The organism is Lysinibacillus sp. ACHW1.5 (assembly GCF_022014815.1).
Classification (GTDB): domain Bacteria; phylum Bacillota; class Bacilli; order Bacillales_A; family Planococcaceae; genus Lysinibacillus; species Lysinibacillus capsici.
Genome location: NZ_CP091777.1, coordinates 2,810,625 through 2,835,408 on the forward strand (window position 1 = coordinate 2,810,625; position 24,784 = coordinate 2,835,408).

Below are 24,784 nucleotides of genomic sequence, written 5' to 3' on the forward strand. Positions count from 1 at the left end.
TTCTTATTTTGACCCGTCTTGCATTTTCTGTTTAAACATAAAGATGGCGAGAGTTGTCATAATGACTGTATAACCAATGACAACAATAAGTGAATAAAACATATTAGCATACTCTGCATGTAAGATAGCCCTAGCTGCATTGACTGCGTGCATGAAAGGTAAAAGCTGCGCAATCTTTTGAAATGTTCCACCAATCATATCTAATTCGAACCATGTTCCACTTAACCATGTTGTCACATTAACAAAGATGGCAAATATCCCTCCTACCTGCTTATCTGTAAATAATGTCCCAAATAATAATCCACAACTAATATAGAGTGGTGAGATTATTAGAAGTATAAGGATCATAAAGAGGATAGACTTATTAAATGGCAACCCTAAAAACATGGCGGTAGCTAAACAAACAAAAATTTGTAGCAGGGCTATTGGTAGCAAAGGTATCATATACCCTAAAATGTAATCAGCAGCAGACAAAGGAGAAACAAAAATCCTCATTAAAAAGGATGAGCTTTTATCTTTTCCTAGTAACATTCCTGAAAACAGTGTGAGAAAAGAAAAACTAAATACAATGACGCCTGGTGTCAGATTATTCATTTCATATAAAGCAAACGGCATATTTTTTTGCATAACAGAAAACAAGCCTAATAAAAGGATTGGTAAGCCTATACCAAATAATAAAGTGATTGGATCGCGGACAATCTCTTTATGATTCCTTGTTGCAAACGCTGCTACCCTCACAATAACGCCTCCTCTGTTTTTTCCAAGAATACCTCTTCTAAAGAATGCTTGTCTGTTTCACTGATCAATTGTTGTATCGTGCCTAGTGCACATATTTGCCCATTGTGCATAATTCCTACACGATCAGCCAAAGCCTCTATTTCTTCTAAATAATGGGAGGTCAAAATAATCGTGACATGTCCTTTTAAGTGCTTCAATATGTTCCATACATCATTCCTTGCCCGTATGTCCATCCCTAAAGTCGGTTCATCGAGGAACAATACTTTTGGGTTTGACATGAGGGCCATTGCTACACTTAAACGACGCTGGTAGCCGCCTGATAGTGTCTTAGCCTTATCATGTTGACGTGGTGTCAGTCCGAATAAGGCCATTTTGTCATATACTTGTTGTTGTGCTTGTTCCTTTTCGTAGCCATAAATCTGACTGAATAATAATAGATTTTCATATACCGTTAAATTAGGTGCAACGGCCGTTTCTTGGGGAGAAATATTAATAACCTTTTTTATAGCCTGTGTATTTTGCACAATGCTTTTTCCATCTATTGTGGCATCCCCCTCTGTAGGTGAAAGGAGCCCACACAACATTTTGATAGTGGTTGTTTTGCCAGCGCCATTTTGTCCTAAAAGAGCAAAAAGTTCCCCTTGATGGATTTGTAAATTTAAATGATTAACGACTACGCGCTCTTTATAAAGCTTTGTTAAATCTCTTATGTTAATCATCATGCTCTTCACCTCGCTTGATAAGAATCGCATTAATTTTTTCTATGTCACGTTGTGAAAATCGATATTGTAAAACCCATGTCACAATATAAGTTCCGAGAAAGCTGGCTACGAGAGAAAAAATATTAGCCATCGTTTTTGGCATCCATAGTAGCGTTACAATCGGTATCCAAATCATTGCCGTTATGAAAAAGTGGACAAAATATTGTTTCAGCATTCCCCAGCTAGCCATTTCAAAAATAAGAGCAGCAAGAGCAAAGGTAGTGCCAATGACACCCGTTAATAGAATTTGAGTAATAATTGCACTTATTTCATCTATAAAGTAAGCACGAAATTCTGGCACCACCCAAACATATTTTCCTTGCCCTATGCCCATTGATACAAAAAATTGCACAATTTGTCCCATTACTATACCGATCAAAAATCCACCAACAATACGTGTTAAAATGTCTTTTCGCATATTTATCACCTCAGATTCCTAATTGCTTCTTGATTTTGCTTACATAACGCCTTGAAGCGTATGTTTTCGTGCCATTCTTCAATTCAACTCCGATTGTACCTGTTCTACTAATGTCCATATGCTTGATCATGTAGCGATTGACTATTTCAGCATTTGAAATACGGAGAAACATTTGAGGATTGAGCTTTTCCTCCAGCTCATAAAGACGCAAACGTACCGTATAAACACCGTGCATACTCTGGACACAAACCTTTTTTTGCTCTGTATAAATACGCACGATCTCCTTACTATCGATCAATTCAACGCCTTTATGAGAGAAAGCTAATAAAGTGCTTTCCGCTGTCGTAGTAATAATTTGCATAAGATGCTCAATGTCATCAGTCATTTTATCTGTGAGAATGATTACTTTAGGTTCTTTATATGTAGGGTCAATCGATATTTCCACCTTCATATGATCACTGTCCTTTCTACGCCTCACTATAAATTTTTCCATACATGTTGTAAATGGATTATCGACAACTGGTCGTTATCAAGGAATAAGTGGTAATCTCAAAGATTCTGGCGAACAATAAAAAACACCCTTTAGATAGGCCTATCCAAAGGGGTTAAACGTACAACTTAGCTTACTTAGAATCTTTTTTTACTTACTAGTAGGGCTGTAAAAACACCCATCATATTCAGGAGCTTTTAAAATATTGGAGGTAAGCTCAATGATTGATTAAATTTTCCCAAATCAATTGCAGTGATTGATTGTTTTGAGACACCAACTAATTTGGACAAATCCTTCTGCGATTTCTGCAATTCACAAATTATATTTTTCAAATATCTACAGATAAATAAACCTTGCTAAAAATGTACAGAGAAAAAAACGTGTTTTGAATGGAGCAAAACACGTTTTTCTGTGAATTATTTACTTAGGATATTGATAATCTTTTGTTGCGCATCCACTGCCTCAGGGATCGGCATCACAACAAACACATGATTCATCTTAGGATAAACAAAGGTATCAATCGCAACACCTTGTTCTGTTAGCTTTTCATCAAACTGTATTGCATCTGGATATAAGCTTTCGTGGGACCCAATAAAATGAGTAATCTTGCCAACTCCTTGAAAATCGCCGTAAATTGGACTAATTATGGGATCCTTTAGAGCTTTATCAGCTGCCCATATTTTTGTTATGACTTCCATCCCTTCACTAGCTAACATGGGATCGTTTTCTTCATATTCCTGAATAAGTGGATTTTCTAAACTCATATCAACACATGCCGACAATAAAATAATATCTTGCGGCTGAGGCAGACGGTCTTGCTTCAACAGTTGAATGAGACCGAGTGCTATATTTCCACCTGCTGAATCTCCTATAATGGTTAATTGATTGGAGCTTTCAATAGATGCTAGAATCTCTTTATATAAGCTGAGCATCTTTGGGTACGTATCTTGATAGCTAAAATGAGGGACTTTTGGATAGATAGGCGCAATAACTTTTGCATTTAAGGCTTGTGCTATTTTATCCATGAACAACCAGTGTAAATTTAAAGGTTGATTCGTCCAAGCTCCACCATGAATATAAAGAATCACCATTTGTGATGAAGACTTTTGGTCATTTAAAATAAAAACCTGCATATCCTCGAATGTTTGCTCCTTCAAAGCGCTTAAAAGATTGACATCCTCCCCAATCACATAGGGGTGAATATTTTCTGTTCCTCTTTGCTTAATAAATTGTTGAGCATTTTCAATACTAGAAAAGCTCTTTTTATTACTTTGTGAAAACAATAATTTTTCAAATTGCACACTCTCTACAGATCGTTCTCCATTAAAAATTTCTATACTCATGTTTTTCTCTCCTTTTATTGTTCATTCTGTTTCCAAACATGTAATGATTAATAAAGTGATGTGCCAAACCACTAAAACTGAGTAATCGACAATAGTAAAATGCATCTTTTTAGCGAACTTTATTTTAATTCCACATTTTGAAGAATACTCCTTCTAAAATCTATCATCAAATAAAAAGACCTTCCTGTTGTAATCCATTGATTGTGCTGTATATAAAAAGCTGCCATTTTGAAACAAAATGACAGCTTTCATGTTGTTGAAAAAAGATGATGTCAACAGCAGAAAAAGTAACTTTGCAAGGTGAGAGGTTGATTTCCGTTCCGCCAGCGTCCTTTCCAAGGGGCGTCCGATGAGCCGCTTCACTCACTTCCGTTCGCTGCAGGGTCTCATCTGTGACGCTAAATCCCCTAGGAGTGACGCTGGCTCCACTCCAATCAACTATTCTGCAAAATGTCTTTACTTTTTTCATAGTAGTGGAGCGATCAAATCACCAATTATCTATATTCTTAGAGGGTTATTTTCAATGTGGAGATGTGATGCTTGGCAACACCACTTCATAAAGAGTAGTGAACACCTTCAATTACTAAAAAAACTTTCGCTAAAAAGGTAACACTTTGGTGGATTGGAGTGGAAGGCTACTTGACTCCCGTGGGATAGAGAGACAGGCGAGCCACTAAACGGAGCGGTAGCGGAGGAAGCGGTTTGGCGGTCGCCCACAGGAAAGAAAGTAGCTTGCAACGGAAATCCATTTCTACCTTTCAGTTGACTGTTTTATTTTTCAACACTAAGAAAGCTGCCGTTTTGAAACAAAATGACAGCTTTCAATTAGGTATCTGTTCCCTCCAACCTACCGCTATATTATTGGAGGTGGATTTGATAATGGCGAGTAACTATACCTATCCCATTTTCTAACCTCTTCCACTCTATGAATGAGGCTAATCAATTTTGTCTTGCTAAATGTAGATAGTTAAGATTGATTATCCTGAAATAATTCATCTACTTCTTTTGATAAAATTTCTACCTCATCTTCTGAATTTGGAAATAGGGCTTGATTTGCCTTTTCATCTATTGCTTTATGTTTTTGCTTGTTTATTATGTGGAGTTCCATCATTCAGAGGTAGCTATACAAAAGCGACACGTATGTATTCCTCGTTCTTTAAGCTTTCAAGGTGATGCAATTCAAGGTCATCCATCGTAATTCGACGGATTTTTAGTTTTTTATCATAATCCCCTGCCCAGAACCTAATTAATTCAGCACCTTGCTCTGGTTGTATATGTTCCTTCAAATAACTTAAAAAATCTTCTAAAAATTGAGGACCCCAATTTCCCTCGATGCCGTATACAAAGGATTTTTCATTATAAAGCCCTAAGTCATAAGGTGGATTATTCCATTCAAATATATTCAAATTTTCAAAAGCTGATTCATCTGCTGCATGTAAAACTCGTGTATCATCGTCCATCAAATGCCACGACTGTGTTGGTGTACTCTCTGTAATTGGATATAATTTTTTTAATTCTCCTACTGTTATTTCAGCAATTCCTGTACAATCAACTGTTTGTAAAGCACTGTTCGCCACTAGGACAGAATATAACGTCATATGCTTGTCTCCTTAAGCTTTATTCTAATATTCGCTTCATAATGTTCTTCATTTAGTCTCACTACTTCAAGTTCTTTTTTATTGTCATTCAATTTTAATGCTAAACTTTGAATGCCAAAGAATTCTGTGAAGGTATGACTTCCAATAATAAGATTTATTCCTTTAAACTGAGCATATTGAATTGTATATAAATTACATTCACCTGTAATATATACATCACATTTATTTTCAACCGCTTCCTTCAGGCAAGCTGTTGTGCCTCCATTTCCACAGACTAAGCCTACTCGATTCACCATTTTGTTATTGAACTGCCAAAATCTAACGGGTTCTTCAAGTAAAAATTCAAGTTTTGTTACGAAATCTTTAAATTCAATTTCTTCCTCATATTCAGCGATTCTACCGAAAAACAACCCTTCCCATTCATGGGTTCTTTTAATAATCTCTAAATTCAATTTTTTTAATAAGCTATCATTTGTGCCAAAGTTACAGTCATCAAGTGGTAAGTGATTATAGTAATGGCTTATACCGTTCGCTGCTAGTTTTTCAGTACATGCCTCTTTTAATCCATAGATTTCATCCCATGCATCATGGTGTGTTAACATCATGTCCACTCCATGAATTCTTGCTTCCTCTATCGTTTCAAGCGTTAGGTTAACACAGTATCCTATTTTCTTCACTTCTTTATTTGCCTTGTATGTAACCCCAGATTCATTAGCATAGATTTCCTGATTTGTTACATTAAAAAGTTCATCAATTCTTTCAACTATTAGTGAAACATCCATACTTCCATCCCCCTTCTCATTTCAATACTTCTTATCTAAATTAATAAGTAAATATTCCTATTTACACAAAAATACCCCTTTAGATTATCTTAAACTAAAGGGGTAAAAAGTTACAACTTGTAGGTTTGGAATAAAGTTTGAGCAAAAATACCTCGCAAACCCTTACTTTATGATAAATAAGAAGAATCCCTTTAAAAAAAAGATTGATCAAAAGGGATACCTCTTTAGCAGTTTTAAGTTAGGTTTTTATAAAAAAGTTTGATTGTTTTCTACCTATGTTGCTCCACAATCGCGCCCTTTAATTGAATAAAAATATTTACAACTCATTTCTTTATGTAATTTACAACGTCATTAATATAACTATCGATAGGTTCGCCAGTATTTACAACTATGCACTGATAATCAGTGGGTCTTTTACTATTGACTAATGTATATTTAAAATTCTCTTCGGAAGTTACCTCACTTATTTGACTTATCATTCTTTCTCGATTTTTCAATCTAAAATTAATCTCTTGAAGATCATCAAGGTAGCACTCAACATATTTGTACTTCACATTATATTTTTTTGACATAGCAATTCCTCGATCTACCATTTCTTGATAAAGGCAAGGGCTATCAAATACTACATTTTGCCCTTGTGATAAGTAAAATTCAATTAAAGACCAATCAATATTATATGAAATCTTACCAGTTAATTTTGAATCGATTTGAATTTCTTCTGTTGACTGTAATAAAGCAGATTTTACAATGTCGTGGTCTATTATGACTGCTCCTGTACGCTCAGCAATTTGACGAGAAAGTGTAGACTTTCCAGACCCAGGAAAGCCAGACATTTGAACAAAAAACATGTTAATCCCTCACTTCTTCTACTATAAATAAAGTATCTATTGCAATAACGGAAAACTCTTATTAAATAACCAAGTTGTTTTCAAGAACTACCCCTAAATTTTAACATAAATGTACAAATCTCTTTAGAGGCAGTTATTCAACTAAATGGCCCTTTAAACAAAAAAGACGCGTTCCTAAATAAACGCACCATTTAATAGAATAAGTATAATATGCTCAAATATCTTCTTTAGGGAGCGAGCAGAAACTATTATTCTAAATTTATTGAATAATGTATTCTATTATATTAGAATTTAGGAAATACATAATAAGGAGGCTCTTTTATGAAACACCTTTATTCCCCATATCCAGCTGAAAGTATTTCCTTACAAGTAGAATCTTCACCTGTTTGGGAAGTGATACTTGGTATTGCAGGTTACACACATAGGCAACTTCGACATACATTCGATTTAGATGGAAAGTGGTTATCAGAGCAAGATTCAATGCCTTTATCATTATTAAAACATTTGAAGGTAATTGAGGAGACCAATTTATGGTATGGACTGATTATGCTTCAAGATAAATTATCTGCATTATCTGTTCAAGATTTTTCGAATCAACTTTCAGAAATTCCAATTGCTCGCTTTTATGACATACTTTTGCCGTACAAAGATCGGAATACTGAGCCTATAAGAAAAGCGACAGCCACTGAACATCATCGAGGTGAATTATTTGAGAAGTATGCGACATATTTTGAAGACCACGATTACTTAGGTGGGTATGTGCGTAATCTTAGTCGTTATACACAACAAGAAATTTGTGACCTATTCAACAATACATTAGTTGAGTGGTACATGTGGATAAGTCAACAAGAAGAATGGGAAAAATGGACTCATGCGCTTGCTTTTGAACAGAAACAATACAAATCATTGGATATAACAAATCCTATTGAGGAAATCGAACGAATTACGGGTGGAATCAAGTATCTCCCTGAACCTTCTGTCTGGAATGTCAAATTAATTCCACACGTATCTTATCGTCCTTGGATCTTAGAAAAACGCACACCTGATACTAAACTTTTCTTTTATCCTTTAAAGGAAGAATATTTGATAGAGCCTGGTGTTCCATCAAATGAGTTAATTCGTGGTCATAAGGCCTTAGGGGATGAACTTCGATTGAAATTGCTTTATCAACTTTTAAAGGGACCTTTATCACTTCAAGAGTTGAGCGTGCAGTTTAATACATCTAAAACAACACTACATCACCAACTTTCTATATTGAAAGCAGCAAAGTTTATTCGTGTTGATAAAGGTATCTATTCAGCAAATCTAACGCAGATTAACGCTTTTTCTGGACGACTCACTCAGTACCTGGGGTTCACAAATGAATAAGTTCTCTAATTCATTTAAAGCACTTTGGATAGGTGAAATTGTATCCGAATTTGGTGGAGCAGCTGGAGCAATCATTAATGGATTGTTACTTTATGAATTGACAGGTTCAAAGGAATGGATGGGTGTACTTTGGCTTGTATATTTTATCCCCTCTTTAATTTTTCAAGGCATTAGTGCGCCTTTCCTAAACCATGTTGTGAAGGAGAAAATGCTTCAAAACATACAGTTGATTCGTGCTGGAGCCTATATCCTTCCACTTGTTGGTTATTTAATTGGTACAGACGTGGGGACCATTTTAGGATTAGTCGTTTTACAATGTTTGTTAGGCTTGATGCAACCAATTTACGCAAGTCTATCTTTTTCACTTCTACCAGAAATTTGTAAAGAGAAAGAACTTGTCGAAGCAAATGCATTACTAGATGGAACTATTCGACTTATGAGTTTTATCGCTCCTGGAGCAACTTCATTATTGCTGTTGGTCAGTCCTATACATTTTATATATGGATTTTCATCTGTACTGTTCCTCGTCAGTTTTCTCGCACTTTCACGTATCCCTCAATCAAGTAAGAAGAAAGTGGCAACTTGGACAAAGAAATTTTGGTGGGCAGAAATGAAGGAAGGCTATCGAACATTCTTTAAATATCCAAATCTTTTTCGACTTACCATTCTTTCTTCCACGGTACAGTTTGCAGTTGGAGCAACGATGGTTTTAAGTATTCCTTTTATACGAGGAGACCTTAATGGTCATTCTTGGGAATATGCGATCTTTTCTGGGTCTTTCCCAGTCGGTTATGCTGTAGGTATGGTACTACTTACGAAGTTACCAAAAACTTATCAAACTATGTACCTCGGTTTAATAGGAGGAGGTCTTTCATTCGTACTCTTGTTTTTTGTAAATTCAGTTCCTATTGCATGGGTGTGTGAATTGTTTGGAGGAATGGTATTTCCTTTATTCAATGCTCAAAGCGCAGCAATTTTTCAGCGTGAAGCACCTAGAGATCGTTTAACCCAACTAAGTGCAGTTCGATTACTATTCATTCGAGTTACCATGCCATTAGGGATATTGTTTGCTTCCTCAACATTTTTAGATTTAAGTACGCGACAAATATATGCGATTGTTGGTATGTTAATTGTCTTACCTGGATTATTTCACCTCCTTGCTTCATTTTCCCAACCAAATAAAGATTTACTTACAAATAAAAAATAAAAAACAAGTGAATATAGCTTCAGAATATAGATTGATCAAAAATTTACCTTCAGGCTTTATTTATCAGCAAATGCAAAAACTCCATTTTGAAAAAAGATTGGTCAAAATGGAGTTTATCTTTATCTAACGCTATATTTAAACAATAAATCCATTGAAAACGTTCCTCAACAATTTGGTCCGATTGCTGAATAAGGAAAAAATCCTGCATATAACAGGATTTTTGATCAAACTATTATAAATTATTATTCTAAGATCTAACAACAGTTCATCTTTTTTATAAACGGTATAACTTTTTTCAAAACGGTACAACTTTATTACAAACGGTTAAACTTTGTTTTAAAGATACAACAACTGTTATTAAATCTAATTTATAAACCGCATTTCAACTGTGCGCCACAGTTTGTACATGTATTACAGCCGCCCATTTCTTCGACTGTGCCTTTACGGCATACTGGGCATGTATTCCCAACGTCTGAGCCAATAACAGTTGTTGACTCTAACGCTTGAATCGTATCTACTAATACGACTGGACGTTTTGTATGTTCTTCCACCAATTCCTCTTCAAATGAAAGTTGATCCATATCATTTTCTTCTGCTTTTAGTGTAAGTACTTGTGAATCACGGCTACCGTCAACATAGACCGTACCACCCTTAGCGCCACCTTTATATAGTCGCTCGTACACTTTTTCAACTTGCTGTACTGTATAGCCTTTTGGTGCGTTTACAGTTTTAGAAATAGAGGAATCGATCCATTTTTGAATAATGCATTGCACATCCGCATGCGCTTCTGGTTTTAGCTCCATTGCTGTAACGAACCATTCTGGAAGCTCTTGCTCATTTACTTCTGGATGACGGTTCAAATATTCTTGGACAATTTCAGCTTTTACTTCAATGAATTTACCTAGACGACCAGAACGATAGTACGTGAAGGAGAAGTATGGCTCAAGACCTGTTGCTACCCCTACCATTGTTCCTGTGGACCCTGTTGGTGCAACCGTTAATAAATGTGAGTTACGGATACCAGTCGCTAAAATTTGCTCTTTGATATGAGCAGGCATTTTTTGCATAAAGCCTGTCTCTGTAAAGGCTTTACGTAAACGTGCTGTTTCTTCGTCTGTAGCACCTACTAAGAACGGGAAGCTACCACGCTCTTTCGCAAGCTCTGTAGACGCCTCATACGCAGTTTCAGCGATTGTTTTAAAGATATCATCGACTAACGCATTCCCTGCTTCTGAACCGTATTCTTTTTCACAGTAAATCAGCAAATCGGCTAAGCCCATAACGCCTAATCCAACACGACGTTCACCAAGAGCTTGTACACGGTTTTCTTCTAAGAAGTAAGGTGTCGCATCAATCACATTATCCTGCATACGAACACCAACACGAACTGTTTCACGTAGTGCTTCGTAATCAACTGATTGATTTTCTTTATTCGCAAACTGTGCTAAATTCACAGCAGCTAAGTTACACACAGAATATGGTGCAAGTGGTTGCTCGCCACATGGGTTCGTCGCTACAACACTTTGACCGTATGCCTTTGCATTTGTCATGTCATTGGCGTTGTCAATGAAGAAAATACCTGGCTCTGCTGAGTATGTTGCACATACATTAATTAAATTCCATAACTCTTTTGCTTTAATTGTACGGTATGTGCGGACTTTATAGCCCATTTTCTCCCATTCACGAACATCACCAACTTCATGCCATTTCGTGTTGTAAACGCTCATTTCTTCCTTTGTATATTCTTCAACAGCTGGGAAACGAAGCTCGAAGTCAGCATCTTTTTCAACTGCTTCCATAAATTCTTTTGTTAATGTCACAGAAATGTTGGCACCTGTTAAAAACTCTGGGTTATGAACAGTGTACGTGCCACCATCACGTAATTTATTTTCAGCCTCACGAATGATCGCTGTATCAAATCCACCTAAGCCTTCAATGTTTTTATAATTCACGATGCCTTGATACATCGCTTCTTCTTGCATAGAAAGTGGCTTGAAGTTTAATTTTTCTTTGGCTAGACGGATGATTGTTTCATCCGTTGTATTTTCGATCAGGTAACGCAGAATACGTGGATTTTGCATTTTGGAAATAATAAACTCCACAATATCTGGATGCCAATCTGCTAGCATAATCATTTGTGCGCCACGACGTGATCCACCTTGCTCCACAAGATGTGTCAATTTAGCAATGTCATCTAACCAGGATACAGAACCAGATGATTTACCGTTTACACCACGAGCTAATGTGTTACGTGGGCGTAATGTTGAACCATTTGTTCCAACACCTCCACCGCGGCTCATAATCTCCATAACTTGCTTACGGTGATCACTGATACCTTCACGAGAGTCAGCGACAAATGGCATCACGTAACAGTTAAAGAAGGTTACATCAGTTTCAGATCCAGCTCCATAAATCACTCGTCCAGCTGGAATGAATTTCAAGGATACTAATTGCTCATAAAATTTTTCAAACCATTCTTGGCGTTTTTCTGGTGTTTTTTCAACAGCGGCAAGGCCCGTTGCATTTCGTTTTGCAATTTGTTCATAATATATCTCAAGAGGCTTTTCTAGCACGTCAATTGAACGCGTAATCACACCCGTTTCTTGCTCTTGCGGATCGTCTAATGCGCTACGATAATCTTCTTCAATCAAAATCTCTGCTGTTTTTGTAGACATATCCAATTTTTGAATTGTCCCTAAACCACGTGCAGGAAATTTCGGATCAGCTTTTACCGTTAATACAACAAAGTCGCCGGCTTTCAATGTTTTCTTTTCTGTGTCTTTAAACGAATAGCGATCGATCATGACAAGTCTCGATACACCTTTGTGTGTAATATGCATATCAGATGTTACGGGGTGTACCTGCGGGAATTGTTCAATATCTTTGTTTAACTGTTCAAATTGATTGTTTACTTCGGGTTGATGATTTGTGAGTACCATCGTTTTGCCTCCCTTATTTTCTTCATTACAAAATAAATACACAATATCTCGTGTTGTTAAACACTACATATTGTGTATATGTCTTTAAAAAAGATACTATATATAGTTTTTTAATTCAACTCTTGCTTTTTTTAATAGATTCAGAACTACTTGTTATGACTAGGATTGAACGTTAAAAAATATTTTTTTCATACCATTTTTTACTTTTTAAAGTTCCACTCATCTGAAGCATATTTTTTTTCTTCTAAAGCTTGGACATATTCTAATTGCTCCTCAGAAAGTGTAAATGGTTTTAATTCAATTTGCAACGATTTTGCAAAACCATCTCTAAAAGCTGTCACACATTGTTCAACTGTCACTGGCTCTTTTACAAGACTGTTGATGGCAACAGCCTTTTCTGGTAGCTTTCTACGCATACGATTCTTCGCTTCTTCACTGGAGAAATTAAATACGGATAATAATTTCTCTTGATCCAAATCTAATAAAATGGCGCCATGCTGTAAAATGACACCCTTTTGACGTGTTTGAGCACTTCCAGCTATTTTTTTCCCTTCTACGACAAGTTCATACCAACTTGGTGCATCAAAGCAAACAGCACTTTTTGGACTCTTCAGGTCCGCTCTTTTCTCCTCTGTATCAGGTACACTAAAATAGGCATCCATACCCAGGTTATGGAAACCTTGCAAAATTCCCTCACTTAACACACGATATGCCTCTGTCACAGATTCTGGCATATTCGGATAGCTTTCCGTCACAATGACACTATAAGTTAGCTCATGTTCATGTAGGACAGCTCGTCCACCAGTTGGTCGACGTACAAAACCTAAGCCTTGTTCACGCACAGCATCTAAATTAATATCTCTTTTAGCTTGTTGAAAATAACCAATGGATAATGTCGCAGGCTCCCACTCGTAGAAACGAATTACTGGTGGAATTAACCCCTCACTATGCCAATCAAGTAATGCTTCATCTAGTGCCATATTAAAAGAAGGACTACATTTCCCTGAATTTAAAAAATACCAAGTTGTCATATGCTCATCTCCTACAAATATAAAATGATCCATCAGGCCCCACCTGTGGGTCAACTTTAACGAATAGTATACTACAGTTCAAATTGCGAACGATTGCTTGTGTAACGAAAAAAGCGATTTCGCTATAACCTAGTTAATTTTATCAAACTCATTGGACTATCGCTAGCGCATCTTTTATAATAATAGAGAAGATAGAAAGGGGTAAGAAAATCTTGGACATACTTATCACAATCGGTGTCGTTTTAGTAGTCACAATTGCATATATCGGAATTAATGCACTACGACTCAAAAAAGCCGTAACCAACCTAACACAAGAGCAATTCATAGAAGGCTATCGTAAAGCCCAGCTGATCGATGTTCGTGAGCAAAAAGAATTTGATGCTGGTCATATTCTTGGTGCACGAAATGTTCCTTCGACAACACTACGTCAACGTTATAAAGAAATTCGCCCAGATTTACCAGTATATCTATACTGTCAAAATACAGGCCGTAGCTCACGTGCTGCACTATTTCTTAAAAAACGTGGGTACAACCAAATTTACCAACTTCAAGGTGGTTTCAAAACTTGGACAGGTAAAATAAAAGCAAAAAAATATTAATGCTCTCATCAGAAAAAGTCGTCTCAAAGTACTATGAGACGACTTCTTTTTTAAAAAATTCAGAGTTTCTACTATATTATATCTATTTCAAATGATGCTGTACGAGCTTCATGTCATTAAAATAAAAAAGTAAAGCAACAAAACGCATTATAATCCCCTTTTTGATACAAAGTCTACTTTGAACGAGTTCGCTACTTGAGTCGGGTCCTCATAAAAATGAGCGCTTCGTCCACTTTTTTGAGCGTCCTTTTCATTTGTTTGAGCACTTCCACACTCTTTTGGAGCGGTTTTCACTTATGTTTGAGCACTTCGACAGCTATGTTGAGCAATCTTCCAATAATCCATCTCATATTAAAAACCCCTTCACGAAACACTTTGTATGACCAAAAATACTATTTTTCGTTAGAGATATGCCTGTTACGAACCCCATTCTTCTATTTTTCTGAAAATAGTCAAAATTTATTGTTGAATAATTTTAGAAGCACTGTTAGGATGTATAATATCTTACAATAATAATTGATTATCAAGTTAATAAGCTATGAATGCTATGGATCAAACTATAGCAGGAGCAGTTCTGGAGAGAGCGCACATTGCGTCGCCGAAGGGTTCACTATCTCAGGCAAAAGGACAGAGGAATAATACAGCTTTTATAAGCGATGCTACATAAAATATTTAACCTATTTCATGTAGACATCTGCGAGTAAATGATATTTGTTATTCTGACGTTTTTCCGAGACTAGTGTCACAACTAGTCTCTTTTTATTTTTCCAGTCATAGTTTTTTATGCATCTTTGAGGGGGATTAACGTGGAACAGCAACAATTAAAACGAGATTTAAAAAATCGCCATGTGCAGCTTATTGCCATTGGCGGAACAATTGGGACTGGTTTATTTTTAGGCTCTGGAAAAGCCATTGCCTTAGCAGGGCCTTCGATCATCCTAGCCTACTTAATTGTGGGGACAGCGCTATTTTTTGTGATGCGTGCCTTAGGTGAATTGTTACTATCCAACGCAGGCTACACTTCATTTACGGATTTTGCATCCGAGTACATAGGGCCTTGGGCAGGTTATGTAACAGGTTGGACATACTGGTTCTGTTGGATTATGACCGCAATGGCAGACATTATTGCGGTGGGGGTTTATACACAATATTGGTTTGATCTCCCACAATGGGTGCCAGCCATTGGTTGCCTTGTATTGTTATTACTACTAAATCTATTAACCGTTAAGCTTTTTGGTGAGCTAGAATTTTGGTTCGCTATTATTAAAGTTATTACGATTGTCGCACTTATTATTATTGGTCTTATTATGTTAGTAACTGGCTTTCAAACTAGCTCAGGGACCGTATCAGTTGAAAATCTGTGGGCACATGGAGGCATGTTCCCAAATGGTATATACGGCTTTTTAATGGCCTTCCAAATGGTAGTCTTTGCATTTGTTGGAGTGGAATTAGTGGGGGTTTCAGCAGCTGAAACCGCAGATCCTCAAAAAAATATTCCTTCTGCCATTAATAAAATTCCATTTCGCATTTTGCTTTTCTATGTAGGGGCATTATTTGTCATTTTATGTATTAACCCATGGTATGAAATGTCTGCTTCAAGCAGTCCCTTTGTCCAAGTGTTTACATTAGCAGGTATCCCGATTGCTGCTGGTATTATAAATTTTGTTGTGCTTACTTCAGCGGCTTCAGCAGGTAACAGTGGGTTATTCTCCACAAGTCGGATGCTCTATAATCTTGGTAACAATAAACAGGCATCTCCAGCATTCGCAAAACTCAACAGAAACAGTGTGCCAAGTAATGCTCTCGTTATTTCTGCTATTGTTGTATCAGTTGGTGCTCTGTTAAGTAAGTTGATGCCAGAGAATGCCTTTAGTGTTGTGACGACAATCAGTGCAATTTGTTTTATATGGGTGTGGAGCATTATCATCATTTCTCACATCATCTACAAACGAAAAAAACGTGCTTTACATGAAGCTTCCATCTTCAAAGCACCACTGACTCCTTTTATCAACTACGTCGTGCTTGCGTTTTTCGCCTTTTTATTAATGGTGATGTTTATTTCTGAGGCTACGCGTACAGCACTGCTGTTAACACCAATTTGGTTTATCGCTTTATTTATTATTTATAAAATGAAAAAAAGATGACTTCAGACTAAGCGCTGAAATCATCTTCACTTATTAAAAAATAGTCATATCCCATTCTGTTGCTAGCTGTTTCAGCAACTGTACACCTGCCACACTGTTTCCTATTGGATCAATCGCTGGTCCGTAAATTCCGATACCACAGCCAGTAGGAAACGGCGAGTGCAGGCCTGCATGTCCTGGAACAGCCGCAAGAATCGCACCTGATACACCACTTTTGGCAGGGAGGCCAATAAATGCCGCAAACTTCCCTGAGGCATTGTACATACCACACGTTACCATTAAAGCCTTCGCTAATTTTGCCACTTGTTTTGGGAATAGCTGTTTCTTTAACAGTGGGTGATAGCCATCATTCGCAATAACTAGGCCAATCATGGCTAAATCTGATACATTGACTTCAATTGCACATTGCTTCAAATAAACCTCAAGTGCCGCCTCTACTGGACAATCTAAAAACCCTGAATCCATTAAGTAATAGGCCAATGCTCGATTACGATTAGCCGTTTGCCACTCTGACTGGAATACTTCTTCATTGATACTCAATTGCTTGCCGATGATTTGTTCTAAAAATTGTAGAATCTTTGTGACCTTCTCTTGCGGAGAATGACCAGCCAACATGGAGGATACCGTAATAGCCCCAGCATTAATCATCGGGTTAAAGGGTTTACCTGGCTGATGACTTTCTAAGCGAATAATTGAGTTAAAGGTATCTCCTGTTGGTTCAACATCTACTCTTTCTAAAACATATGGTAAGCCTCGATCCATACAGGCTAAAATAAAGGTAATAACCTTGGAAACGCTTTGAAGGGTAAATAGTTCTTCGGTATCTCCCGCTTTGATTTCGTGGCCTTCAGTCCCCACAATCGCCACAGCTAATTGATTAGGATCTTTTTTGGCTAAAGCAGGGATATAATTAGCACATTGCCCTTCTTTGGTAGCTGCACGATACTGTGATACCCACTGTGCTAGAAGATGATGCTGATGATTGGGTTGTGTTGACATGTCGCGTTCTCCTTTCAAAATGAGGCAAAAACAGAGCCTTCATAGTTCTCCTATGAAGACTCTATCCTGTTAGCGCTTAGGTGGCTGTGTTCCCTCTGGAATTAAAGATTGATATGTTTCACCATCTAGACGTTCTTGCCATTCCTTTTTCGCTTTTTCAATGTATAGAGGATTATCTAGCAACGCTAAGGCTGTACAAGCCATAATTTTAGCAGCCTGTAGCATTCCTTTATGCGCTATTGGGGTCACTCCCTGAGACACTACCTGCCATGTATGTAATGGTGTCCCTAATGCCATGCATACAGTTGTACACTGTACGGTTGGTACGTTCCAGCTAACATCGCCAACATCTGTAGAGCCACCCATAATAAATTCAGGTAGCATGCCTGGAACATGATCAGCAATCACTTTGCCTTGTAATTGCTTGGCATCTTCTCTGCGTAAGCCCACTAATGAAGCTGCTTGTACTTCTGGTGTAAACGTATTGAAAATTGCCTGCGCATACTGTTCATCCTCTATTGTATAGTCTGGCATACCAATTTCAAGTATTTGTTGATACATCACATCATAAAGTGTTTTATTTGTAATAAGATTTGATGCAGCACCTTCAAACTCAATGTCCACTGACGTCCCTGTCATCATTGTGGCACCCTTTGCAATGTTCTCAACGCGCTGATAAATTTCCTGCACTTGCTGCTTTTTAGGTGCCCTAACTAGATACGTTACCTCTGCATATGGTTGAACGACATTTGGCGAAGTTCCGCCAGAATTAGTAATGGCATAATGCACACGTGCTTCTGGAATGATGTGTTCTCGTAAGTAGTTTACCCCAACATTCATAAGCTCAACAGCATCTAAAGCACTTCGTCCAAGATGTGGTGCAGCTGCGGCATGAGCACTTTTGCCCGTAAACTTAAACGTTGCGGCATAGTTTGCTAGAGAACTACACGTCATCACAGTCGAAAACGTACCTGGATGCCAAGAGATCGCGATATCAACATCATCAAAAAGGCCAGCCTTTGCCATATAAGCTTTACCAGATCCATTCTCCTCTGCAGGGCAACTGTAAAAACGGATTGTTGCTGACTGATGATTTTGCTCTAAATAATCCTTTACAGCAACAGCAGCTGCGAATGCGCCAGTACCTAATAAATTATGACCACAGCCATGTCCGCTTCCACCATCAACAAGAGGCTCATGTTGTGTCGCCCCACCTTTTTGACTCAAGCCTGGAAGCGCATCATATTCACCTAAAAAGGCAATGACAGGCTGACCAGAACCATACGTTCCAACAAGCGCTGTTTCAAGAGCAGCAACACCGACTTCTGTTTGAAAACCCTCTTTTTCTAGTGCCTGTTTCATATATTCCATCGATTTCTTTTCTTGAAAATGAAGCTCGGGCACAGCCCAAATCGCATCGCTTAATGCTACTGTAGCTTGCTGTTTTGCTTCAATTAATGTTGAAATTTTTTCATGATAACTCATATTTGTCCCTCCAAATTCATTATGCTTTTAATAATGTTCCTTTTTGGTCGTTTAATGTGACAAGCGATACAATACAGATAAGCGCAAAGCCAATTAACATCCAAAAGGCTGCATCAAAGGAGCCATTAAAGGCATCAACCATAAATCCAATTGCCATCGGTGTAACAAACCCTGCTAATTGTCCCCCTGTATTGGCAATCCCCATTGCAGAACCTGTGATAGAGGAAGGTAATTTCTTGAGCACAATAACAGGTAGTAATGTAATGACAAACGCAATAAAGATCGAAACGACTGTTTGGTAACCAATAAATAACGTCACTGTTTTGGCAGTAAACATTAAATACAATAAAAGACCAATGACTGCGCAGGAAATAGAGCCTAACACTTTCTCCATACCTTTTGGTAGCTTATCAATGATATAGCCACTACCATATACACCAATTATCGTTGTAATAGCTGGTATTGTTTGCGCCCAACCAATGGACATTAAATCCAAGCCTCGATTTTTTTGAAGATATGTTGGAATCCAAGAAACTAATCCCCAGTTCACTGCATAAATACAAAAATAAGCAATGATTAAATTCCACATTAGGGGTGTTTTCAATAACTCTTTAAAATTCACTTTGTTCGTAGTATTTTCTGTTCCAGCAGTAGCTGCCTCATCTTGCGGGAGTTGAATGTATTTCCAATATAAAAAGGCAATTATGGCCCCAATTGCTCCAATGATGATAAACATCATGCGCCAGCCAATCGTTCCTAATAGATAAGCAGCTAGCAAAGGGACGATGAGTGAAACAATGCCACCAGAAGTAAGCATGATGGACATCGCTCTACCTCTTTCCTCTTTTGGGAAAATCGTAGCAATAATTTTAGAGCTTGATGGCTGAAAACCACCCTCACCAATACCAAATAAAAAACGAATTACAATCATCGCTGTTAAAGACCAAGCAATAGCTGTTAGGCCCGTAAAAATAGACCACATGATAACAGCCATCAATAAAACTCGTTTTGCGCCAAACTTATCGGCAAGCCAGCCACCCGGTATTTGCATAATGGCATAGCCTAAAAAGAAAGCGCTTAAAATAATACCCGTTGAAGATGCATCCAGTTGCAAATCTCCTGTAATCGAAACCACTGCATAGTTCATAATATAGCGATCTAAATTCCCTAAAGACCAGCCTAAAAATAAAAGTGCAAGGATGACATTTCTAGATTTCTTCGTTATTTCATTTGTTGTCATACATATCCCTCCCATATATAGAAATCCTCTCTTTATTGCCACGACTATTCTTGAATATGCTTGCCCCCTTGTCCGTAAATCCCCTTTTATATACCGACATTTTCGTTATATATTCGTATAATAATCAAAGTTCAATAAAAAGACAATATTTTTTTGAAAATTTCTAATAGATAATCGTCTTCGTAAATCCATATTATGTACCTAAATAACCGCTGAATTTAGTGATTTATCAGTATTTAAGGCTTCAAAAAGCATAAAAAAATGTCCCACACCATTTATTGGTTTGGGACATTTTTGTTTTTAGACAAGTTGATACATTTTAATAGGTCTGCCTCGAGTATGCTGTAATTCTTCTCCACAAATTCTCGCTAAATCTACATTACATAAATCTGCTACGATTCGTTGGGCATTTCTCTCGCTCATTTGCAGTTGTGTCGCTAAATCCTTTGTCGTAAAATGCTTCCAATGCATTTTTTGTACAAGTGCATGGATTTTCATATAGGTTTTAATACTAATATTCCCTTTTTTTAGTTTTTCTAAAATATAAGGGTCTTCTGCTCGGTAGGAATAGGATAGCTCTTCTACATGCCCTACCGATTCAATAATGGTGCCATCATCCTGTATCATCACGATGTCAATAGCCTCGTTTTCCTTCGTCTGTCTTAGTCCTCGGTGAGCATGTAACTCAGCATTGAACACTGTTTGAGCAAAGCCAATGCCTGCTGTCACCTTTGTCTCCATTTCAATCGACAACTGATACATTTTTTCCTGTAAAAATCGTATTTGCCCTTCAATCGCACCTCTTGTACTAAAGATCGTATATTTACCATTCCCCTCTTCAATAAGAGAGCCATCAATCTGTTCACAGAGCTGTAGTAGATTTTCCTTCGTGCGCAATTCTAAATATTGAATACGATAGCCTTGCTTCATGCGCTCTTTTAATGAATCGAAGTCCTTAATTTCAAGCATGACTGCACCAATTTGTGTCTCTTTATAATAGGACGTTTTGATCTTCTCTGTAAAAAGTTGAACTGTATGATAAATTTCTGTTTTTGTTGGGGAAACCCAATAAGATGGCACACCACGTTTCTTCAGCTCTTCATCAACAGAGGGATAACAAGTAATCGCAAAATCAATTTTGCCCGCCTGCCAAAGGCTATAGTGGAAATCAAATAGCTCTTGTGGATCAATAGCGACATCAAATTCCTTTAGATACATATGGTGGACATTATGCTGAATCTCTGCAAGACTTTCTGAAGCCATTTGAGAAGGCGAAGGAATAATATCGATACTAACATTTTCTATAAACTTTTTTTGCTGATAGGATTGTTCTAAAAAACCCCGATAAATAGCCGCTTCGGAAAAAATAATATGGGTCAATTTATCTTGGGATACATTCGTTTGGCGGGCAAGTTTATAAGGGATGTAACCAGAAAACAACCAGAAATCGACAGCCTGATTATGTGTCTCCACAAGATGCTTTGTTTCCGTCGCCACTTCATATATATACGGAATAAATTCCATATCCTGTTCGATTTCTCGTGCTAAGGCAATAATTCTTTCAACGGATTGAATGGGACCAACAACACCTATTTTATACATCTTTTGTTCCTACCTTCTTTGTGAAACTACAATCTTATGTAAAAAATTTCTTCCTTTGTTGTACATAGTATAGCGGACAATCAAATTACTAGACAAATCTTATGTATAAAGAAAAGCCTCGAAAACTGTTCGAGGCCATCTGGAAGTAACAATTATTGCTCGGTTGGATACATGTTTGTATAGAGTAACTCTAATCTTTTAGAGAGCTTTCCATAGGCTGTTTGCCATGCTTTACGTGCAGCATCATTACTGCTCCCTGCTGGTTCGTATATAGCATGCACCTCTTCAACCTTCTTCAAATCACCCTCTGCTTGCGTGAGCTTCGAATAATTTTTAACAACCTTCTTATCAGCATCACTCAGAGCATCATAGGCTTTACGGATTTCACTTACTTTCTCCTGTAAACCATTGATATATTCACCTTTTACAAGAAGTGAATTGATGGATTCAATTAATGACAATGCATTTTCATTCGTTTGCTGTTGTCCTTTTTGCTTATCAATGATCAATTGTCTAGTTCCTGCATCAATCAGGCTCACTTGTTTAGATGTAAGCTTTTCATATGCCTTGATCACAGTGCTTGGATTTGAAGCAAAGGATTTCTCATAGGTCTTCATAAAGCTTTCCACTTTTTTCACGTCAGCAAGCGCAGTTTTTAAAATATCATAGTTTGTAATCAATTTTTTCTCACTTGAACTAAGGCTACTATATTGTGTCGAAAGATTTTTAATACTTTCAATCGTTACGACATAGAGATTATTGGAAACAATTGTGGCAATATCATTATTTAGCTGTGTAATTTTCGATGCATTTTCATCTATATTTTGATTTTTTAATAAAGCTTCATATTGTTCTTTTGCTAAATGCTGCTGATTCGCAGGTAATTTCGCATAAGCTTTTTGCACTGTTTCAATTTTTTTAGCCTTTTTCGCAGCATCTGTTTCTTCTCTAGCGGTCTGTATTTTTTTATAGAAGGATTTCACACCTGTAATATCCTTATTTGCTGCTGTTAATAAATAATAATTTGTCACGTATTTTCTTGCAGCTGAAGACAATTTTTTATAGGATTCAGAAGCTGTATTAACAGCGGTTTCTAATTGATTGAATGAATATTTCGTAACATCCGCAAATTTGGCAATATCCGCCACTAACGCCTCTGCTGCTGCTTTATCAGTAGGCACTTTACCATTGCCATCAACTGAAATCTTTGGCGTGTTTAGTAAAAATTCTTCAGCATTATATACAAGTGATTGCTGTAAATTTGTAAGATTATTATAAGCTTTTAAAGTACTTGTATAGCTTGAATTAAGTTTACTTTCCTTTACACCAGTTGTTGCAGATAACTTTTGATAGGCATCCATATCTTTAATTACTTTTTCAGCTGCTTTTAAATCTTTCTGTAAGGCAACAAGACTATCGTAGCCAATAATTTGTGCTGCTGAGGCTTTCGTTAAGCTCTTATATTCCTTGATCATTTGATTGACATTATTGACATGACTTTGCCATGAACCAGCAGACGGATTGAACGGATAAACATCATCGCTAATATAGCTATCTATAACATTATTTAAATTTATAATTTGGCTTTCTTCTGCACGTTCTGCTGTAGTCAAACGCTGCACATACACATCTGGCACTAATTTTAATTGTTTATACGTTAATTTTTCATAGGCTGTACGGATTGATTTAGCAGTCGTCACTTGTTTATTAGGCGTACTATTTGTAGCTAATTTATCAAATGATTTAATGAATTGCTCGACCTTTTTAATATCCGATTTAGCCTCAGACAAAATTGCTTGGTTTTGAACAGCGGCTCGGTAGCTTTGTGATAATTTCTCAATATCTGCTTCGATTGTCTTTACGCTCGCTTGTAAGGAATCAACATCCGAAGCTACATATTTCACAAGTGAATTCTCATAGGATAATAAATTAATAATAGCTTGATTGAGTTTTCTCACTTCTTTTATCTCTTCAAGATCATTTGGCTCGTTTAATAGATTTTTAATGCTCTTATATAGGGTCTCATCTACATCTAAGCTACGCTGTAACAGATCTAGCTTATTATAAGCCTCTTCTAGTTCCTTTATTTCTTTTTCATTACTAGTCTCTATTTTGCTCCATTTTTCGTTTAACTTAGTTATTAATTCAACATCAGCAAGTGCTCGCTTTAAGACATCATAATTAGACACATTCCCTTTAGCTGCCGCTGATAAGGATTGATAGTTTTTTTCTAGTTCCGCAACTTTAGCACCAAATTCTGCTAAGCTTGATACATTGTATTTATTATCATTGACCAGTAAAGCTTTAATCTCTTTCGTTAAAGTATCAGTGGGTTGTTTAGAGACAGTAATGGTATCAGATAGTTTAGATTCCGCAAAAGAAAGACCCACTTTTGCTTTGACGGTGACAGCAATATTTTGAATATCCTTTTCAATGGCATCCTTCGGAATCGTATATGTACTACCTGAAGCACCCTCTATGATCGTAAAGGAGGTATCACCTAATTTATAAAACCATTGATAACTATATGTAATTTGATCACTTTGCAATTTTGCACCATTCTTATCAGTGACAGTAATACCAGCTACTTTCACTGTTTCTCCAGGTGCTACAAAACCAGCGGATTGACCTTCTAACGTTGGGATGGTGATATCGAGCTCTAATGGCTCAATATGGCGCGGTGCACTTTTAAATTTTTTACCGTCTGTCGTAGTTGCTTCCACAAAAATGCTTTTTCCAGCTGCTTCAACAGGCACTTTTAAGGAAATAGACGTTGCTCCAGAGATGGGCTTATTTGTTGAACCCTCATCACCAGTAATTTCCTCTAGATAATACCATTGATAGGCATTGACGATTGTATCATTTGGTAATTTTTCTACTTTTAATGTTGCATTGACAATATTTTCACCAGTGACTGAAACTGTTTCGGCCGCACCTGCTACAGTGGGAACGATAAGTGCTACAGGAATAGCTGCTGCTGTTAAAAATAATTTTTTATTCAAATCTATTGACCTCCTCAATCCTTCTCCTGATTATATCGGTCATATGGCCATAATTTCCTTGAATATTAGGTAAATACTCTAAAAAGTGTATTTTTTCCTGATTTACTATTTAACAAATAATATTTTTTTGATAACGTTTTATTATTTTTGATTATAAATAAAATACTTTTCAAACAAAAGCCTTCTAACC

General features: G+C 37.0%; 19 protein-coding genes and 1 riboswitch. Of the genes, 4 read left to right on the plus strand and 15 right to left on the minus strand.

Going from position 1 to position 24,784, the window contains the following annotated elements; genetic code table 11:
• Positions 1-3: 3 nt before the first annotated feature.
• From L6W14_RS14035 to L6W14_RS14075, 8 genes are all read right to left on the minus strand, one after another.
• Positions 4-738 (minus strand): ABC transporter permease, encoded by a 735-nt coding sequence (locus L6W14_RS14035; RefSeq protein WP_131522444.1) that lies wholly within the window; start codon positions 736-738, stop codon positions 4-6.
• A complete protein-coding gene (locus L6W14_RS14040) occupies positions 735-1,460 on the minus strand; it encodes an ABC transporter ATP-binding protein (protein WP_237898222.1) in 726 nt (241 codons plus the stop codon). Before L6W14_RS14040 ends, L6W14_RS14035 begins: the two co-directional genes overlap by 4 nt.
• Positions 1,450-1,917, minus strand: a complete 468-nt coding sequence (locus L6W14_RS14045) for a DUF3021 domain-containing protein (RefSeq protein ID WP_237898223.1) — start codon at positions 1,915-1,917, stop codon at positions 1,450-1,452. Before L6W14_RS14045 ends, L6W14_RS14040 begins: the two co-directional genes overlap by 11 nt.
• A 10-nt stretch (positions 1,918-1,927) precedes the next feature.
• Positions 1,928-2,368, minus strand: a complete 441-nt coding sequence (locus L6W14_RS14050) for a LytTR family DNA-binding domain-containing protein (protein WP_131522441.1) — start codon at positions 2,366-2,368, stop codon at positions 1,928-1,930.
• Between the two features lie 455 nt (positions 2,369-2,823).
• Positions 2,824-3,750 (minus strand): alpha/beta hydrolase fold domain-containing protein, encoded by a 927-nt coding sequence (locus L6W14_RS14060; protein ID WP_237898224.1) that lies wholly within the window; start codon positions 3,748-3,750, stop codon positions 2,824-2,826.
• 1,121 nt (positions 3,751-4,871) lie between these two features.
• Positions 4,872-5,348, minus strand: coding sequence for a hypothetical protein (locus L6W14_RS14065; protein WP_237898225.1), 477 nt, complete (start codon positions 5,346-5,348; stop codon positions 4,872-4,874).
• A complete protein-coding gene (locus L6W14_RS14070; RefSeq protein WP_237898226.1) occupies positions 5,345-6,130 on the minus strand; it encodes a Nif3-like dinuclear metal center hexameric protein in 786 nt (261 codons plus the stop codon). Before L6W14_RS14070 ends, L6W14_RS14065 begins: the two co-directional genes overlap by 4 nt.
• A gap of 323 nt (positions 6,131-6,453) precedes the next feature.
• Positions 6,454-6,978 carry a P-loop nucleotide/nucleoside kinase family protein gene (locus L6W14_RS14075; protein ID WP_237898227.1) on the minus strand — a complete coding sequence of 175 codons (525 nt, stop codon included), beginning with the start codon at positions 6,976-6,978 and terminating at the stop codon, positions 6,454-6,456.
• Positions 6,979-7,299: 321 nt separating this feature from the next.
• Between L6W14_RS14075 and L6W14_RS14080 the strand changes: the two genes are divergently transcribed.
• Together L6W14_RS14080 and L6W14_RS14085 are read left to right on the plus strand one after the other, a co-directional pair.
• Positions 7,300-8,346 carry an ArsR family transcriptional regulator gene (locus L6W14_RS14080; protein WP_237898228.1) on the plus strand — a complete coding sequence of 349 codons (1,047 nt, stop codon included), beginning with the start codon at positions 7,300-7,302 and terminating at the stop codon, positions 8,344-8,346.
• Entirely contained in the window at positions 8,339-9,553 is a 1,215-nt protein-coding gene (locus L6W14_RS14085; RefSeq protein WP_237898229.1) for an MFS transporter, read from the plus strand. The genes L6W14_RS14080 and L6W14_RS14085 overlap by 8 nt, the downstream gene beginning before the upstream one ends.
• A 368-nt stretch (positions 9,554-9,921) precedes the next feature.
• Here the strand turns inward: L6W14_RS14085 and L6W14_RS14090 are convergent, their stop codons facing one another.
• Together L6W14_RS14090 and L6W14_RS14095 are read right to left on the minus strand one after the other, a co-directional pair.
• Positions 9,922-12,492 (minus strand): vitamin B12-dependent ribonucleotide reductase, encoded by a 2,571-nt coding sequence (locus L6W14_RS14090; protein WP_237898230.1) that lies wholly within the window; start codon positions 12,490-12,492, stop codon positions 9,922-9,924.
• Between the two features lie 200 nt (positions 12,493-12,692).
• On the minus strand, positions 12,693-13,472 hold the full coding sequence (locus L6W14_RS14095; protein ID WP_081010955.1) for a lipoate--protein ligase family protein: 780 nt from the start codon (positions 13,470-13,472) through the stop codon (positions 12,693-12,695).
• A gap of 263 nt (positions 13,473-13,735) precedes the next feature.
• Between L6W14_RS14095 and L6W14_RS14100 the strand changes: the two genes are divergently transcribed.
• Positions 13,736-14,122 carry a rhodanese-like domain-containing protein gene (locus L6W14_RS14100; protein WP_004231073.1) on the plus strand — a complete coding sequence of 129 codons (387 nt, stop codon included), beginning with the start codon at positions 13,736-13,738 and terminating at the stop codon, positions 14,120-14,122.
• A 564-nt stretch (positions 14,123-14,686) separates the two neighbouring features.
• Positions 14,687-14,763: riboswitch (glycine riboswitch) on the plus strand.
• Positions 14,764-14,928: 165 nt separating this feature from the next.
• Positions 14,929-16,266 carry an amino acid permease gene (locus L6W14_RS14105; protein WP_237898231.1) on the plus strand — a complete coding sequence of 446 codons (1,338 nt, stop codon included), beginning with the start codon at positions 14,929-14,931 and terminating at the stop codon, positions 16,264-16,266.
• Positions 16,267-16,299: 33 nt separating this feature from the next.
• On the opposite strand, the gene L6W14_RS14110 is transcribed toward L6W14_RS14105, so the two are convergent.
• The 5 genes from L6W14_RS14110 to L6W14_RS14130 all read right to left on the minus strand — a co-directional run bounded on the left by L6W14_RS14110 (position 16,300) and on the right by L6W14_RS14130 (position 24,594).
• Positions 16,300-17,265 carry a glutaminase gene (locus L6W14_RS14110; protein WP_048392274.1) on the minus strand — a complete coding sequence of 322 codons (966 nt, stop codon included), beginning with the start codon at positions 17,263-17,265 and terminating at the stop codon, positions 16,300-16,302.
• Positions 17,266-17,334: 69 nt separating this feature from the next.
• Positions 17,335-18,750, minus strand: coding sequence for a M20 family metallopeptidase (locus tag L6W14_RS14115; protein WP_237898232.1), 1,416 nt, complete (start codon positions 18,748-18,750; stop codon positions 17,335-17,337).
• Between the two features lie 19 nt (positions 18,751-18,769).
• On the minus strand, positions 18,770-19,990 hold the full coding sequence (locus L6W14_RS14120) for an MFS transporter (RefSeq protein WP_131522434.1): 1,221 nt from the start codon (positions 19,988-19,990) through the stop codon (positions 18,770-18,772).
• Between the two features lie 300 nt (positions 19,991-20,290).
• Complete coding sequence (locus L6W14_RS14125; RefSeq protein WP_237898233.1) at positions 20,291-21,592, minus strand: hypothetical protein; 1,302 nt, start codon at positions 21,590-21,592, stop codon at positions 20,291-20,293.
• Between the two features lie 152 nt (positions 21,593-21,744).
• Positions 21,745-24,594, minus strand: a complete 2,850-nt coding sequence (locus L6W14_RS14130; protein ID WP_237898234.1) for a hypothetical protein — start codon at positions 24,592-24,594, stop codon at positions 21,745-21,747.
• Positions 24,595-24,784 lie beyond the last annotated feature (190 nt).